Below are 16,623 nucleotides of genomic sequence, written 5' to 3'. Positions count from 1 at the left end.
CGAAAATCTAGCTATTTCTTCAATCTCTTTTTGCTGTAAGACCTGAGTACCTTCGACCTATGAGTAAAGGAGGGAATCCTAGCAAAATCTCGTCAGAATTCTGTTATAGCTCACGATCTGAGTAAGTTAGGAAAAATTAGTCAGTTATTATGGAGCTGTTGGCGAACCCTTTTCCTTCTTCCTTAACTGACAGCAGCAGAGCAAATTTCCCCAACTCAATTCCCATCGCCCTGCAACCAATAAAACTAACGATCGCCCCGCTGCAAGCCGTCACCTTAAACCGAATCATCGATCCACCCGCACTCCGAACAATCCCAATGCACCGGCGGCGTTTCATATTGGGGGAACGGGAGCTCACAGTGGGGACACCGACCAGTAAACAGCGGGTGGGTATCCAGCAGGTCTAACTGTTGCTCTGGTGTCCACCGCTGCCTCGGTTGCAAGATGAGTTCGCCGTTGTAGTAGCTTGCCCCTTCGGGTTCCCACAGTTCCTCCGGTTCGGCGTTGGGGTTCTCTCGAAAGTCAAGGCAAGTATTGGTGTTAGGGCCTCTGGGATGGACTGCACAGACGAGGTGTGGGTTGCGGCCGTAGAGGAGACAGCGATCGCATTCGGGAAGTTTGGGCATGGCGGGTCTGTGGGGTTTTGGTCTGGGTTTAGTTTCTCGCAAATCGGTGTTGGTGGCGATCGCAAATGGCGTTGTGTAGCGAGAGTGGGCGTTACTGGATTTCTGAAAGTGCCAGACTAGAAATAGCGATGAGGGCACCATTTTAAGGTGTTGAGGAGGGCTTGATGGAAAAAACAGGATTAGGCATTCAAGAATTACTGTATTGCGAGCGATCGCAAATTCTAGCAATTGCCCAAAAGCACGGAGCCTACAATGTGCGCGTATTCGGTTCGGTAGCGCGGGGCGAAGCGACACAAGAAAGCGATATTGATTTGTTAGTGGATTACGATTTAGAGAAAATTACGCCTTGGTTTCCAGGTGGGCTATTGCTCGATTTGGAACAACTACTCAATCGTAAGGTTGATATCGCCACAGTAGATATGTTGAAAGAACGCATTCGGGAGCGCGTTTTGCAGGAAGCTGTACCACTATGAGGCGAGAAGCGGAACGGCTGCAAGATATATTAGATGCAATAGCTGCAATTGAACGATATGCAAGCCTTGGCAGGCAGGAATTTGACAACCAAGAATTGATTCAGATTTGGATTGTTCATCACCTGCAAATTATTGGAGAAGCAACAAATGCGTTATCGTCCGAGCTAACTAGCCGATATTCGTCCGTGCCTTGGGCGCAAATTGTAGCGTTTAGAAATCTGGTAGTGCGTAAGCTTACTCCGCCCTAGAAGGGCGAAGCTTTAGCCACAGAACTGAGATATCGGAAACAAAGGCATTTGCCCCTGCAATTGACAACTCAGTCCCGGACTTTCGGGACTGCTTACAAACGAAGCCCCCAAAGCAGCAATATTCAAAGCAGCATTTAAATCAGCATCATGTTCAAACCCACAATGTCCACACTTAAAAACCTTACCATTCCGATAGGATTTACCCTTGATTGGGTGAATATGTCCGCATCGGGAACAGGTTTGACTTGTGTAGGCGGGTGGAACAAATACAAGTAATACACCAGCAATATTCGCCTTGTACCCCACAAACAACCGCAATTGGTAAAACGCCCAATTGTTAGTCCTACGGCGTTCTGTTTTGCTTCTAGGTTTCTCGTTGAGATTATCTCTAATCCCCGTCAAATCCTCAAAAGCCAACGCTGCACCCAGTTGTTTTGCACTACTGATAAGTTGCCTAGAAATATTGTGATTCAACCACTTCTGAAAACGATGTTCTTTGCCAAAAAGCCTTCTCATCAGGCGACGAGCCGAACGAGTGCGTTTGCTTTGAATATTCGCTCTGACCTTACTGTAACGGTCACGAACCGATTGAATCTGCTTGCCACTCCAAGTTTCACCTGTGGAAGTGGTAGCTATATCTCGCCTGCCCAAATCCACCCCAATTACTTTTGGGGTTTTACCAGTGGATTCAGTGGGCAGATAAACACAGATATTGATGTAGTAGTCGCCCCTTCTCGTTTTGTTGAGTGTAGCCGCAGTTGGAGATTGCCCTTTAAGCAATGCCAATTGATAGTTACCAATACTCAACTTGAACTTAACTCGACCACACATCAAGGTAACGCCAACAGTTTGCAACTCTTCAATGTATTGAAAAGTCCGCACATCCAAGCTAATCGATGTTGGTTTGAACCGATGGATCTGCTTAACTGCTTTGGCGTTACCAATCACGCGACGAATTGCTTGACACACATGGTTTGCCTTCAAACCCGTAGCCTCGCGCACAGGCTTATAAACCTTGTGGTGAAGCTTTGTTGTATTCCAACAATCCTCGCTTCTTGCTACCTCCAATATCTGATTACAAGCATCGGCAAATCCCTGCAAAGTGCGGTCAATTTCACACCGTAACTCTACAGTAACTGGAAGCTTACATTTAACAGATATTGTCTGCATTAGATTGAGTTAATTACTCATCCCATTATATCATGTAAAGCCGTCGTAGAACGGCGGGGTTTCAGACCCAGAGGACTTGATGAATATTTCCGAGTTTCGCTAAACCTAGTTTGGGCGATCGTACAAAATAATTTACCTCCGCTGAAGGTAACAGTAGAACAGATTTTACAAGAGTTGCTAGATACGTGAGTTCAGCAGCGTTTCTGGCAGCAGCGTTTCTGGCAGCGTTTCTGGCAGCAGCGTTTTTCCCCAGAATTTCTGATGACCGTAAAAGCGCCCCGTGGTCTAATGCAGTCCAAGCATCTTTATTCGCCACAGAATGAGGTGGAACGCATGAGTGAGGGACTTCAAAACCCCTGGACGATCGATTGGGTATTCTGCTCGTCGTGCTCTCTCCTGCATTTACTGGAAGCCTGCCTTGTAAGCGTTGCTGAATTCACTGCGGGTTCAGGGCAGTTGTAGGTGGTTTTTTGATCGGCTTTCCCAAATAAAGAATACCGAGACAAGCTGACTATCTTGGTAGGGTGCGTGGATACGGCAGTGGGGAGAGCGACTATTAACCAGGTTCTTGAGTTTAACCAATTTTACAGCCGTTCTGAAATTCCCCGCGTGTGGTATCTGGATTGCGGAAATCATGCAGCAGCCGGACAAATTTTGCTGGGCAGTTCTTTGGAAACTGACCCGGAGTTCTATAATTTTGGGGGGCTGGGATGTGCAAGGTTGCCGTCTCCGATGCTCCAGGCTCCTGACCTTTTGAAACCGAAACCAGAAGAGTTGACAAATAACTTGTCTTGTGCTGAGATGGCAGTGCTGAACTTGCAGAGCGAAAGCGTGAATGTTCGGGTGGCGGCTGAGGCGGCGGATTATCTGTATCGGATGGTTGCGGGGAATCTCAAACGGTTTGCTACCTATTTTGATTTGGAGAGTGGGACGGCGCGATCGGTTTATGTTACTCAGCAGTCGGTGTGCGCGGTGTTGAATACTTGTAAAAACTAAAACTTAGCATATTACTTCTGGCATCGCTCAAAATAGGTCTGTGTAACTACGTCGCCCGGATTCTGGCGCAAACAGTCTGCAAATAACTTCGATGCCCCTGCTAATTTACCTTGATTGTAAAGCGATAAAGCCTCTGTAAAGGTTGGTAGCGTAGCTAACTTCCCTTCTTTTATTTCTGGTAGATCGGCATCAAAAACTTCATAAACAGTCACCAGTTGCGATTTTCCCTTAACTCTCACCGTGTCGATGGTGCGAATTGCATAGTCAACCGGATTGCTCAACCGCGAGTAAGTCTGTTCGGTAATTAGTAGCGATACTCCATAATTTTTTGTCAAACTTTCAACGCGCGATGCTAAATTTACGGCATCGCTAATCACCGTACCATCCATACGATTTTGCCCGCCTACCGTGCCAAGCATCAGGCTGCCAGTGTTAATACCTATGCCATTCTGAATCAGCGCGTAGCCAGACTTAGCACGATGTTGATTATACTCAACTAATCGATTCAGCATGGAAATGCCTGCTTTCACTGCATTATCAGCTTCACCGCTAAACAAAGCCATAATCGCATCGCCAATGTATTTGTCAATAAACCCTGAATTTTCTGTGATGGCTGGTTCCATGCAGCTCAGGTAAGAGTTGATAAACTTAAAATTGTCCTCCGGTGTCATTCTTTCCGAAAGCGTCGTGAAATCGCGAATGTCGGAAAATAGTACCGACATTTCCAACTGTACTTGATCGCCTAATTTCACATCAACAATACTCGATTTTTCTAAAAATTGCAGAAATTGGCCAGGAACAAAGCGCTCGTATGCTTGATTCAGTTCTGCCATATTTTTGTAGAGTTGAGCGTTTTCTAGAGAAATTGCAGCTTGAGCAGATAACAGATTAATGATTTCCTGTCTTTCTACGGTAAAAGCTCCGGTTGTTAAATTATTTTCTAAATAAACGATACTAATTAACTTGCCTTGATTAATTAAAGGAACACATAAAATTGATTTTACCGGAATTTTTTTAATATAACTATCGTTAGTAAATTGACCCTCTTGAGTCGCATTATTTAGCACAACGCTTTCTTGAGTTCGGGCGACATAATTAACAACGGATTCTGAGATAGTTTGACAATTTGCAATAGAAATAGAATGCAAGATCGTGATTTGTTCACTCTCAATCGTTCCTTCTACTTCAATCCATAGTTGTCCCTGACGCCGTACAATCAAGTAACCCCGTTGCGCTCCTGCATTCTCAATCAAAATTTTCATTAAATTAGACAGTAATTTGTCCAGCTCAATTTCGCCCGAAATTGCCTGGGAAGCTTTCATCACTGTAGTGATATCGAGGCTGTACCTCGATCCAGTGGTTGTGGCTGCTGTGGTTAGTTTATTATTTGAAATAGCCCCTTGACTAGCTGTGAATAAGTGGGGATATTGCTGCTCTAAATGTTTGACTTTCGCTACTGCACCCCAGAGCTGATAACAGTAGCGAGCTTCCTGCATATAGGCTTTGGCTGTTAATTCTTTGCTTTTGAACAGATTAAACTTGGCGGCTAGTTCGTAGGCAAGGGCGGCTTCGTGGATATATCGATTTTCTTTTGCTAAAGAGATGGCGCGATCGTAATATTCCATAGCCAATTCATATTTATCTTGAACCCGACAAAGCTCTGCTTCTACAAGCCAATATTTATGCGAGTGATTTATCGGAGCATAATGCATCCATTTACGCATCTTTTTTTGATGGCAATGTACCTTATGGAAAAGGCGCTTTCGTTCGGATAGGGAAGCATTATTAGCCTCTGCCAGAAGCGCCAAAGACTTATAAAAGTAGAAGTGAGTAATAAATAGGGAGCCTGTAGATGCATTAAAAAATTGTTCGGCTGCTTTAGCATTAATTATTGCTTGTGCTGGCTCACAAAAAAAGAAAGAAAGCATCAACTTAATGAAGTACCACAAAAAAAGTGCTAAGCGGTCATTTTGCTCTAAAAAATTCGTTATTATTATACGCTCGTCATAACTTTTGTCTAGCAAATAAGAGGGTTTTACTGACCAGTCAAGCAGTTTCAGTATTACTTGATGATGATTGGCCAGTCCGTCAACGATCCTTTTTTGCCCCATTGGAAAAATAAACTGAGTATAAGCCCCTATCTCTGACTCCAGTTGTGCTAATTCTTTTCCCTTAAGAAAAGCATGATAGCAGTAATAGTAAATTGAATAACTAGCATATTCCAAATCTCCCGTTTGCAGCCCCATTGCGTAAGCTTCCTTCAGTGGAATTAAGGTTTCTTCTATATCTTCTACCCAATGTTTTATAAAACTATGCACTGTAAATTCAGTTTTAGCCTTCACTTCTCGATCATTGAGTGAAGCGAGTAAATTCAGGGCAAGTTGACCAAATTCGTAGCCCAACTCAATCTCGCCCAGCACGCTTAAGAGAATCAACGCATAACAACTATAAGCAAAAGCAGATTCAGAAGTATTCCCCCACTTAATAGATAAGCAAATTTGTTTAAACGCGATCAGCGAAAATAGGAGAGGTGCAGCAGAATAGGTAGTGGCTGAGATTTTAGATAAAATACGCATTGCTGCTTTAAAAAAAGGATTAGTCATTGCTGGCAGATGAATTAAACTAGGAATTGCTCTATTTCCGATAGCGATTTTTGTCTGCATCAGTGCCAACGAAAAATTGAATATATTGGGCTGTTTAGGCAATCTTACTCCGAGTAAATTCAGAACCTCTAAGGCTACTGTAATTGCTTTATCCAACTGACTTTGAACCGCATATGCTTGAATTCTTACCTCATAAACTTTAACTTTATGTAAGACTATTCTTGCTTGTGAAATTACTCTCTCAGCTAATCTTTCCATGAGAGCCAAATCCGCATTAAGATATGCGGATTCAGCAGCTTCTTCATAGAGTGAAATAGTTAGATGATACTGTTGCTGCCAACTATCGGTTGCCAATAGTTCTATCCCGATTTGCAAATAATTTAAAGCTGGCTGATAAGCCGCAGATAGTTTCGCCTTCTTGCCGACAATCAGATTTAACTCAGCTAGTTCATCTTTTTCTGACTGTGCGGTAATTAACGAGTTGCCCAAATTTAATTGATTAACAATGTCAAATATTTTTTCTTCTCGATTGTCTGGGCAAGTATTCTTCAGCAAAAGTTGCCCGATGTGCCGGTGTACTGCTGCCTTGGTGTCGTCTGGAATGAGGGAATAAGCGGCTTGCTGAATTCTATCATGGGCAAATTTGTATTCTGGCAATGGGGAATTGGGCAAGAGGAATTTGGAATTGGAGAATTCTGTGTAGGCAATCGCTAGTTCCACATCTCCCATATTGCCAACACTCAATACTAAACTTTCGGCTACGGCTGCTTGTAACTCCTTGACTGTTTCTCCCAAAGATTGAGAGCAAATTAAACCTAGCGTTTTCAGGTCAAACTGATTGCCGATACAAGCAGCTAACTTTAACATTTCTTGTGTTTTCTTTGGTAGTTTCTGAATCTTACCTGCCATCAGTTCGACCACGTTATCAGTAAAACTTTTCGCTTGAATTAGCTCTAAATTCCACTGCCAGCTTAATTCTTGAAAGTTAAATTCTAATACCCCTTCCGTATAAAGTGATTTGAGAAACTCATTTAAAAAGAAAGGATTGCCGCCGGTTTTAAGCTGAACTAATTCAGCGAGAGGTTTTACTTTTTCTGGAGAACTATTTAAAGCATTGCTAATGAGTTGAATAACTGTCAGCAAGTCTAAGGGTGACAGGAAAATCCGATTAATAATTGCCCCAGTTTTGGTAATTTCATCTAAGGTAAGCATTAATGGATGTGCGGTGGAAACCTCATTGTCACGATATGCACCTATTAAAAATAATCCAGTTGACGCGCCGCTCATCAGCAGTTGTATTAGTTTTAAAGATGCCTTATCTGCCCACTGCAAATCGTCGATAAATATTGCTAAAGGATGTTCGGGTTTGGTAAATACTTTGATAAAATTTTGAAAGACTAAATTAAAGCGATTTTGGGATTCATTAGAACCCAGTTCTGGCACGGCCGGCTGTTTGCCAATAATTAATTCTACTTCAGGAATTGCTTCTACAATTACTTGCCCGTTGTTCCCCAAACCTGCTTGAAGTTTCTCTCGCCACTGGTTGAGTTTTGTTTCAGTTTCGCTTAAGAGTTGCTTGATTAATTCTCGAAATGCGGCAGCGATCGCACTATAAGGAATGTTGCGCTGATACTGGTCAAATTTCCCTGAAATAAAATAACCCCGCTTCTCGGTAATTGGTTTGTAGAGTTCCTGCACCAAAGCTGTTTTACCAATGCCGGAATATCCAGCAATCAGGATCATTTCACTTTGGGATGTAACGCGATCGAACGCAGTTAGTAAAGTTTCAATTTCTCGCTCTCTGCCGTAAAGTTTCTGCGGTAGTTGAAATTTATTGGAAATATCTTGTTGAGCTATAGAAAAATGTGATATACCATTACGGTTTAATCGATCGAAGCATTCTTGTAAATCTGCTTTGATTCCAAAAGCACTTTGATATCGATCTTCAGTAGTTTTTGCCATTAATTTCCTTACAATATCTGCAATAACTAGGGGAATTTCTGAATTTAACAATGATGGTGATAATGGCTGTTTAGCAATGTGACAGTGTACCAATTCCAGCGCGTCACTTGTCTCGAAAGGCAGTTTTCTCGTTAGGAGTTCGTAAAAGGTGATGCCAAGGGAATAAAAGTCAGTGCGGTAATCCAAACTGCGGTTCATTCGTCCCGTTTGTTCGGGCGACATATAGGCGATAGTTCCTTCTAAAACGTTGGGATTTTTGATAGTTGGGTTTTCTCTCGTCAATTTAGTAGAAATGCCGAAATCGATGATTTTTAGCTGTCCGGTAGCTGGATGGTAAACGATATTCGAGGGGTTAATGTCTTTGTGGATGATGTTGGCGGCGTGAATTTGACCTAATGTATCAGTTGTAGCTATGGCAATTTTCAGAAATTCCTCCAGAGTAAAAGAACGCTGCTGCATCCAAACTTTCAATGACTCCCCGCCAAAGTCTTCCAAAAACATAACGAGGGTATTTTGATATTTCTGCAAGTCATAGACTTTAACAATGTTTGTCAGATTAAGGGACTTAGTAATTTCATATTCAGTGCGGTAATGACTGAGTTCTTGGGGAGTGGGATAATCTTCTTTAAGAACTTTGAGAATAATCGGTTGATTATCTTCTTCTCGGATAGCTCGATAAATGAGGGAGTTAGCACTTTCGTAAATGAGAGCTATAACTGAAACGCCGGTCAGGTTGAGCATATAAATAGATGGTTTGAGAATTTTGAAAGGGAAGATAGGGTTAAATTAACCCAAGTGCAGATGCTATTTAACTGAATCAAGTATAATCATTTATTCCACCATAATTAATCTAATAACAATAAACGTAATTGCTCAACTACCCCCCTTTCCTGAAACTGCCTCAAGCGAGACAGTTTCAGATTGTGAATTTTCAGCAAAAAGCTTCTTCTTCAATAAAATCAACGAGAGAATGAGGGTTGCAGTGATCGAAACGGAAAAATGAAATAATTGTGTTAAAACTTTGCAATACTTGCCTACAAAGGGTTTCAGAGATTTTATTTTTGTCCGTAGGGGGTTGAGCAATTACCAATAAACTTTAAAGGGCAGCTACCGTCGTCCTATCGAACCAAACACCTCATGCCTCTGCTATGTGTCCCCCTACGCCTAGACCCTATCGATATATGTAGGGTCAGCCTGAATTCGCTCATCGAAGTCCATATTCTCCCATTCTGCAATAACCCTCCCCGGCCTGTCCATCAAATCCGCCGGAGCGCTACTGGGACGCACGAATGGGTATTTATCCTCATCTTCAGGAGCGATCGCCAATTCCACCAGCTCAGTATCCTCTTCTTCAAACGAAACCGGACTACCGATCGCATCAACTTTTAGATTCATTTCAATCACCTCAAAAACACTTCCAACGGTCAACACTTAACCAAGTTTCAACCTGTTAACGCTTAGATAGTCCCGCCATACCTTTTCAACAATTCCTACTCTAACACTTCAAATATTAGGAGAAATCAACTCATAGTCGCCACAATTGCCACCGAAGAAAAACTCAAAATACCCGTTTTCGATGCAGCTTATACCGATACCAAAGGTTGCAATATAGGCAAGTTCTTCAACAATCCAAAAAGCCGGGTCACTTGATTTTGCAAGCAATGTTTGAGCCAGAGGAACTGAAGTCATTAACGATCGTCAAACTTGACAAGTCCAGTCCTGATTCTCGCCAATTACGCGCCAGCATCCACGAAGAAAGAAAATGGCATCAAGTTGCCTAACAAATCTTACCAGCACAAGACGGGTTATTTGATTTCGGGGAAGTAGCGCAAGCTGAAAACATCCACCTCAACCTCACTCAACACTTTGGCTTCCATCCCGTACAAATCATTCAGCACCGCCTTGACATTGGGAAACGTAAAATACTCCGTCAGCGTGCCAATGCGGTAATTAAACGCTTTGTACCGGTGTTTGAAGTACAGTTCCACATTCCCCCGGTGTTCCCATAATCCCAGCAAATTAACAACCACATCCGAGTAATGCGCTTTCACATCCCGCTGCACCTCGGCGATGCGTTCCTCAATCGATCGAGTTGTCACCCCAATTTTATAGAAGCAGTTCCCGTCAGCTTTGACCTCCAGAAAGTAGAGCGAGTTCACCAAAATCCGACGAAGTTGTACTCTATAAATCAGCAAATCAGCCCGCCGTTCTTCTAAGCAGGATAACCCCGCAGCTTCAGCAATCTCTACAGAGCCTTCCAAAGAAGCCAGCTCCGACAGCAGCAGCGGTTCCTGGACTTTATTGAACAGCGCCAGGGGAAGCGCGCCGACGGGGATTTTACCCAAGTCGGTAAAGTGATAAGTGCCATCGCCCTCTGATTCCAACAATCCTTTCAACTGCCACCGAAAGTTTACCAAGTCTTTGGGAATAGCATAATCCTGTGCGCCGTACTCTTTCCACAGCACTTTCAACTGTTCCAATTCCTCACCCTTGAGTTTGATGTTGAAATGCTCGTAGAGAGGCAGCGAGGGAAATGCTTTGGTTTTAATCCGCTGTGAGACTGGTTTGCAAGTTTCGTCAGTGTGCGCGAAGTGATGCTCTTTCACGTTCCCCTTTTTTGCTGTCAATCCGCCACCGCAGTAGAGACAAGTTAGGTTAGTTTTTCCGCGCACAACCTCATCAATGCCCGTCAGTTCGCCGCTGAGAGCAACACCAAATTTTAGCCACATTGTCTGTCAATTCTCCTTTGAGCCGGTTCTGTAGATGCACCTGCTCCACACGATCGAGAATGGTAACAAATCTAGGGGGTGAGAACTTCTGCCTTGGGAAAGAAAGCGATCGGCACTCCATGCTCTTGATGCGTGACTTTAATCCTTGCATCCCAAATCTAAAATCTAAAATTGCCCGTCACCAATCAGGAATTTCTTCAGGCTCCGAGTCTGATAGGCCTTGTGACAGTTGCTCTCTCGCTAACGGCACAGCAGGCAATTCATCCTCTACAGGGGGAAATACAGATTTCCCCGTGTAGGACAGCATGGAAAGACTTGCGATCGCTCCTTTGACTTGATCCGGCTTCACCTCTAAGTAGCGCTGCAACTGTTCGAGGTTACTGTGACCGCTGATTTCTTGAATAATCCGCAGCGGAATTCCGGCGTTGCTCATTTGGGTGAGGGCGGTGCGACGGAAGCTGTGGGTGGAGGCTCCTTCGATGCCGGCGCGATCGAACGCTTCTCTCAAAATCTGATCCGCTGAGTTGGTGTGCAGATGCTTCCAATGGTGGCAGCCGTGGCGGCCTGGGAATAAGTAAGTCTGACCCGCGTTGGGTTTCCAAGATGTCAAGAGCGATCGCAAATCCTCGATCACCGGAATCGTGCGGGTTTGGAGTTTCCCCTTGGTGTTGGCTTTGCGGAAGTTGATTGTAGGTCGGACTGTACCTCTGGCAGTGTAAATATCGATGACTTCCAGGGAACAAGCTTCGGCAATTCGACAAGCGGTGTAGAGACAAACGCCGAACAGCGTGCGATCGCGTGAGGTTTGCAAACCTTTGTTGAACAAAAGCTCGATTTCCTGTTGCGTGAGTATTTTGGCTTGGCCGTGCCGTTCTATCTTCATCTTGGTAAACTCGACCCAATACCACAGAGTTTGCCGCAAATACTGCATTGCTGCATCGGTCGGGGGGATTTCTTAACGTGGTAGTCTGGGCGATGGCGATCGGTTAGCGGAGAGCGCTCGATCATCTCCGTACCAAGCGTGTGGTGGTTTGAGAGTTTGTCTAATGCGGTTGAGTGATGATGAGACAAGTGCGGGTGAGCGATCGTAAATTCCTCTGGCGGTCAGTTTTAGTCTGAACTTTCCCCTGCAAATATTACTTGCATAGACGAGCGAAGCATTCGATCACAAAGATTTTAATGAAGTATAAGCAGCAGATAGATTTTGGCTGCATATCTCCAGCAAAACCATATCCAAGCTAAACTGATAATCGCCCTAATTTTTAGAATTATCTATGGGACAAGAAAGCGCAATATGATATCTGGGGAAATCAAAAGTCAAATAGATAAAATCTGGGATGCCTTCTGGTCCGGTGGTATCTCCAATCCCCTTGAAGTTATCGAGCAGATTACTTATCTGCTGTTTCTGCGTCGTCTCGACGATTTACAGACTCTGGAAGAAAACAAAGCTAATCGGCTCAAGCGCCCAATGGAACGCCGGATTTTCCCAGAAGGGGAAGATATCAAAAAACGCTCCTACGATGATTTGCGTTGGTCGAGGTTCAAGAATTTTGCACCGAAGGAGATGTTTGAGGTCGTCAACGATCATGTTTTCCCTTTCCTGCGGACTTTGGGGGGGGATGGTTCGACTTACGCGCACCACATGAAGGATGCCCGCTTCACAATTCCGACACCCGCCCTGCTTTCTAAAGTGGTGGATTTGCTGGATGGTGTACCGATGGAAGACAGGGACACTAAAGGCGACCTTTACGAATATATGTTGGGCAAGATTGCCTCCGCTGGACAAAACGGACAGTTTCGCACACCGCGCCACGTTATTCAGTTGATGGTGGAACTGACTGCACCCAGCCCAGGCGATGTGATTTGCGATCCAGCGAGTGGGACTTGCGGCTTTCTGGTGGCTGCTAATGAATATTTGCGATCGCATCACCCGGAAATTCTGCGCGATACCAAGATGAAGCAACATTTCCACCATGAGATGTTTCACGGGTTTGATTTTGACAATACCATGCTGCGGATTGGCAGTATGAATATGCTGTTGCATGGGGTAGAAAACCCCGATGTGCGCTATCAGGATTCGCTGGCACAGGAACATTCTGGTGATGAAGAATCTTATACCCTTGTCCTCGCTAATCCGCCTTTTGCTGGTTCATTGGACTATGAGAACACTGCTAAAGATTTGCAGGCGATCGTCAAAACTAAGAAAACTGAATTGCTATTTCTGGCTCTGTTTTTAAGATTGTTGAAACCAGGGGGACGGGCAGCAGTAATTGTGCCGGAGGGGGTGCTTTTTGGTTCTTCTAAGGCTCATAAGGAATTGCGACGCTTGTTGGTGGAAGAACAGAAGCTTGATGCTGTGATATCTCTGCCTGGTGGTGTATTTAAGCCTTATGCGGGTGTTTCTACGGCGATTTTACTATTTACTAAAACTAACTCAGGTGGAACTGATTCTGTTTGGTTCTACAATGTGAATGCTGATGGGTGGAGTTTGGACGATAAAAGAGCGCCTTTGCTTTCTGAAGATAAATTAGGTGCTGTGCTTGCTACGGAGCTAACAGCAGAGGAACATACTAAGAATAATCTGCCGGATGTGTTGAGTCGTTGGCAACTGCGAAATACAACGGAACGAGAGCGATCGCGCACGGCTCAAAGTTTCTGTGTACCCAAGGCTGATATTGCTTCTCAGGGGTATGACCTCAGTCTGAATCGTTACAAGGAAGTGGTGCATGAAGAGGTGGAACATCGCGCACCCAAAGACATCCTTGCTGATTTGGCAAGGTTAGAAGTAGAAATTCAGCAGGGGATGGAGAAATTGGAGGGGATGCTGGAATGAGTCAGTGGAAAACAGTTGCGTTGGCAGAGGTTGCGGAATTTGTTCGTGGTATTAACTTTAAACCCGATGATGTAGTTCCAGTAGGGGTACTAGGATCGGTTGTATGTATGCGTACAAAAAATGTGCAAACTGAACTCGATCTCTCTGATGTCTGGGCTGTAAATAAATCTTTCGTGAAACGCGAAAATCAATTTCTTCAAGTGGGTGACGTTCTTGTTTCTAGCGCAAACAGTTGGAACCTTGTTGGAAAATGCTGCTGGATTCCCGATCTTCCTTGGCGCGCTAGTTTTGGGGGCTTTGTGACTGTTCTGCGTCCCGATCAGGGAAAAGTTGAGCCACGTTTTCTATATCGCTGGTTTTCTTCTAATCGAGTACAAGCTTTATTAAGGAGTTTTGGTCAGAAAACAACGAATATCTCAAACCTAAATATTGATCGCTGTCTGAAGCTTAAAATTCCTTTACCTCCCTTAGAAGAACAGAAGCGAATTGCAGAGATACTCGATCGCGCCGAAGAACTCAGGTCTAAACGTCGGGAAGCGATCGCACAACTCGACACCCTCACCCAAGCCATCTTCATAGAAATGTTCGGCGATCCAGTTACGAATCCGAAGGGGTGGACAGTTTCAAAGCTTGGGGATATTGCAGAAAAGATTACTGATGGAGAACATCAAACGCCTAAAAGAACATTAGAGGGCATCAAATTGTTATCGGCTCGCAATGTACAAAATGGCTACATTGACGTTAGAGATGTTGATTATGTCAGTATTGAAGAGTATGAACGAATAATGAAGCGATGTAACCCTGTAAGAGGTGACATACTACTTTCTTGCTCTGGGACAATTGGGCGTGTAACAACTGTTGACACTGATGAGCCTTTCTCGCTTGTTCGTAGCGTTGCCTTATTAAAGCTGAAGCATGATTTAATAAATTCTAAATTTCTTGAGTATTTTCTAAGAACACCTGCTTTACACGCGAAAATGCAACAGAGAGCGAATGCTTCGAGTCAAGCCAATCTATTTCAAAACCAGATTCGTGAACTACCTGCTTTTATTCCTCCTCTCACGCTCCAAAAAGAATTTGCCGATCGCATCGAAGCCGTAGAAAAACTCAAAGTCGCACACCGCGCCTCACTGTCAGAACTCGATGCCCTCTTCGCCTCCCTCCAACATCGTGCATTCCGAGGAGAATTATGACATGAACGCCATGCTAACCGAATTTACCCTCGCCAACTTCAAAAGTTACAGTACAAGCCGATTGCCCCTTGGATCGCTAACCGTACTAATCGGAGCCAATGCCGCAGGCAAAAGTAACGCCCTTGAAGGTTTGCGCTTTCTGTCATGGCTGGCACAAGGACAAAAACTTTCCAGTATTCAATATGCCGTGAATAGTGCAGAGCGCGTTGTACGCGGTCGAGTAAATGATTTGTGCCATCGGGGAGAGTCAAATTTTACCATTGGTTGCCGTTTAGACTACCCAGATTGGAACCAACTCGATATAACCCTGAATGTGCGTGACGGAGAACTCCACATCAGTAATGAGCGAATCGTTGGCTCGACAAGTCAAGTCCCGCTATATGACCTAGATCAGCCTTCTCAAGGAGTAGGGACTGATGTTGGTGTGGCATATAACAACTTTACAAAAGGGAAGAACAAACCACGAGTAACGTGCAGCGATCAGATGGCTATATTCGTGCAATTAGACACCCCTGCCCATTTTGATGCAAAGTACCCCAAATCCCAAAAAATAATTCCTGAAACCGTCCGCGAATATCAAAAAGTCTTACAAAATATCCTATTTTTAGATCCCGTCCCCGCCAGAATGCGCGAGTACAGTTTCAAATCTGATAAGCGATTACAAGAAGATGGTACTAATCTTTCCAGCGTTTTGTATCGCTTGTGGGAGAACCAAGCCGAAAATCGCGAGGCAATTCTCAACTTTATTCAGAGTCTACCAGAACAAGCTATAGATGGGCTAGATTTCCTTTTCGGCCCACGGGATGAAGTCATGGTGCAACTAGCAGAAACATTTGGCAATACCCGCCGCTATTGTGAGGCTGCATTATTATCCGATGGCACTTTACGGGTGTTAGCGATCGCGGCTGCTATGCTATCAGCTACCGAAGGCAGTTTAGTAGTCATTGAGGAAATCGACAACGGCGTTCATCCCAACCGCGCCAAGCATTTACTCGCCAGCATCCGAGATATTGCCGAACGTCGTAAATTGCGAGTGCTGCTATCGACTCATAACCCCGCGTTAATGGATGCCTTACCCGATGAGGCGATCGGCGATGTAGTGTTTTGTTACCGCAATCCAGAGTCAGGAGATAGCCGCCTGGTACGGCTTGGAGAAATGTATGATTTTCCAAGTCTGATATCTCAGGGGCCGCTCGGTCAACTGGTAACTGCTGGGATAGTCGATCGATTCGTCAAATCGCCACACACCCCTGAAGACAGAAAACAGCAAGCGATGGCATGGCTATCTCGGTTGCAGGAATACGGCAATGAGTAGTATTTGCTTGATTGATACGAGCATCTTCCTCGAAATACTCAACGTTCCCAACTATAATCAGCATAGAGAATCAGTTCTCGAAGATTTTAGAACCTATTCTCTAGCTGGCTGTACTTTTCTGTTGCCAATGGCAACCATACTCGAAACAGGTAACCACATTGCCCAAAACGGGGACGGCACAATGCGAAGAAAAACCGCCATACGTTTTGTTAAAGAAGTTAAAGAAGCCTTCACAGGCGTAGCGCCCTGGAGGCCTACTACATTCCCAAGTACAGCAGAGATACTGGAGTGGATTGACCAGTTCCCTGATGAAGCTGGCAAAAACAAAGCTCCTAATAAACAAGAAGGAACAAGTTTCGGCGATCTCAGCATCATTCAGGAATTTCATAAGTCCTGTAATATCTTCTCAATGAGTGAAGTTTTTATCTGGTCACTAGACAAGGATTTACAGAACTATCGCCAAATGCCTAGATAA

The 16,623-nt window shown here is 44.3% G+C and carries 16 protein-coding genes; 8 read left to right on the top strand and 8 right to left on the bottom strand.

Features of this window, described 5'->3' with window-relative positions:
• Positions 1 to 136: 136 nt before the first annotated feature.
• Both QUB13_RS08920 and QUB13_RS08915 read right to left on the bottom strand, forming a co-directional pair.
• Positions 137 to 289 (bottom strand): hypothetical protein, encoded by a 153-nt coding sequence (locus QUB13_RS08920; protein WP_333380139.1) that lies wholly within the window; start codon positions 287 to 289, stop codon positions 137 to 139.
• A complete protein-coding gene (locus QUB13_RS08915; RefSeq protein WP_333380138.1) occupies positions 276 to 767 on the bottom strand; it encodes a hypothetical protein in 492 nt (163 codons plus the stop codon). The genes QUB13_RS08920 and QUB13_RS08915 overlap by 14 nt, the downstream gene beginning before the upstream one ends.
• A gap of 23 nt (positions 768 to 790) precedes the next feature.
• Between QUB13_RS08915 and QUB13_RS08910 the strand changes: the two genes are divergently transcribed.
• Both QUB13_RS08910 and QUB13_RS08905 read left to right on the top strand, forming a co-directional pair.
• Entirely contained in the window at positions 791 to 1,099 is a 309-nt protein-coding gene (locus QUB13_RS08910) for a nucleotidyltransferase family protein (RefSeq protein ID WP_333092384.1), read from the top strand.
• Positions 1,096 to 1,347, top strand: a complete 252-nt coding sequence (locus tag QUB13_RS08905; protein WP_333380137.1) for a HepT-like ribonuclease domain-containing protein — start codon at positions 1,096 to 1,098, stop codon at positions 1,345 to 1,347. The genes QUB13_RS08910 and QUB13_RS08905 overlap by 4 nt, the downstream gene beginning before the upstream one ends.
• Positions 1,348 to 1,359: 12 nt before the next feature.
• On the opposite strand, the gene QUB13_RS08900 is transcribed toward QUB13_RS08905, so the two are convergent.
• Positions 1,360 to 2,517, bottom strand: a complete 1,158-nt coding sequence (locus QUB13_RS08900; RefSeq protein ID WP_333092386.1) for an RNA-guided endonuclease InsQ/TnpB family protein — start codon at positions 2,515 to 2,517, stop codon at positions 1,360 to 1,362.
• Positions 2,518 to 2,520: 3 nt separating this feature from the next.
• Here QUB13_RS08900 and QUB13_RS30425 point away from each other — a divergent pair, with 3 nt between their 5' ends.
• Together QUB13_RS30425 and QUB13_RS08890 are read left to right on the top strand one after the other, a co-directional pair.
• Positions 2,521 to 2,706, top strand: a complete 186-nt coding sequence (locus tag QUB13_RS30425; protein WP_442922150.1) for a HepT-like ribonuclease domain-containing protein — start codon at positions 2,521 to 2,523, stop codon at positions 2,704 to 2,706.
• 351 nt (positions 2,707 to 3,057) lie between these two features.
• Positions 3,058 to 3,513 (top strand): hypothetical protein, encoded by a 456-nt coding sequence (locus tag QUB13_RS08890; RefSeq protein ID WP_333380135.1) that lies wholly within the window; start codon positions 3,058 to 3,060, stop codon positions 3,511 to 3,513.
• A gap of 11 nt (positions 3,514 to 3,524) precedes the next feature.
• Here the strand turns inward: QUB13_RS08890 and QUB13_RS08885 are convergent, their stop codons facing one another.
• The 5 genes from QUB13_RS08885 to QUB13_RS08865 form a co-directional block, all read right to left on the bottom strand.
• Positions 3,525 to 8,819: an AAA family ATPase gene (locus QUB13_RS08885; RefSeq protein WP_333380134.1), complete on the bottom strand. Its 5,295-nt coding sequence runs from the start codon at positions 8,817 to 8,819 to the stop codon at positions 3,525 to 3,527.
• 423 nt (positions 8,820 to 9,242) lie between these two features.
• Positions 9,243 to 9,473 carry a hypothetical protein gene (locus QUB13_RS08880; protein WP_333380133.1) on the bottom strand — a complete coding sequence of 77 codons (231 nt, stop codon included), beginning with the start codon at positions 9,471 to 9,473 and terminating at the stop codon, positions 9,243 to 9,245.
• Positions 9,474 to 9,581: 108 nt separating this feature from the next.
• Positions 9,582 to 9,767 carry a hypothetical protein gene (locus QUB13_RS08875; RefSeq protein ID WP_333380132.1) on the bottom strand — a complete coding sequence of 62 codons (186 nt, stop codon included), beginning with the start codon at positions 9,765 to 9,767 and terminating at the stop codon, positions 9,582 to 9,584.
• A gap of 116 nt (positions 9,768 to 9,883) precedes the next feature.
• Positions 9,884 to 10,807, bottom strand: a complete 924-nt coding sequence (locus QUB13_RS08870) for a GIY-YIG nuclease family protein (protein ID WP_333380131.1) — start codon at positions 10,805 to 10,807, stop codon at positions 9,884 to 9,886.
• Between the two features lie 178 nt (positions 10,808 to 10,985).
• The gene (locus tag QUB13_RS08865) at positions 10,986 to 11,738 is read right to left on the bottom strand and encodes a tyrosine-type recombinase/integrase (protein ID WP_333380129.1); all 753 of its coding nucleotides are present in this window, start codon (positions 11,736 to 11,738) and stop codon (positions 10,986 to 10,988) included.
• 363 nt (positions 11,739 to 12,101) lie between these two features.
• Here QUB13_RS08865 and QUB13_RS08860 point away from each other — a divergent pair, with 363 nt between their 5' ends.
• From QUB13_RS08860 to QUB13_RS08845, 4 genes are read left to right on the top strand one after another with little or no spacing between them, the layout of a single operon-like run.
• Complete coding sequence (locus tag QUB13_RS08860; RefSeq protein ID WP_333380127.1) at positions 12,102 to 13,640, top strand: type I restriction-modification system subunit M; 1,539 nt, start codon at positions 12,102 to 12,104, stop codon at positions 13,638 to 13,640.
• Positions 13,637 to 14,833 (top strand): restriction endonuclease subunit S, encoded by a 1,197-nt coding sequence (locus QUB13_RS08855; protein WP_333380125.1) that lies wholly within the window; start codon positions 13,637 to 13,639, stop codon positions 14,831 to 14,833. The genes QUB13_RS08860 and QUB13_RS08855 overlap by 4 nt, the downstream gene beginning before the upstream one ends.
• A gap of 1 nt (position 14,834) precedes the next feature.
• Positions 14,835 to 16,148 (top strand): AAA family ATPase, encoded by a 1,314-nt coding sequence (locus QUB13_RS08850; protein ID WP_333341976.1) that lies wholly within the window; start codon positions 14,835 to 14,837, stop codon positions 16,146 to 16,148.
• Complete coding sequence (locus tag QUB13_RS08845) at positions 16,141 to 16,623, top strand: type II toxin-antitoxin system VapC family toxin (RefSeq protein WP_333380124.1); 483 nt, start codon at positions 16,141 to 16,143, stop codon at positions 16,621 to 16,623. Before QUB13_RS08850 ends, QUB13_RS08845 begins: the two co-directional genes overlap by 8 nt.

This window comes from Microcoleus sp. B4-D4 (assembly GCF_036705185.1).
Classification (GTDB): domain Bacteria; phylum Cyanobacteriota; class Cyanobacteriia; order Cyanobacteriales; family Microcoleaceae; genus Microcoleus.
This window is presented reverse-complemented; position numbering and strand designations above follow the sequence as displayed.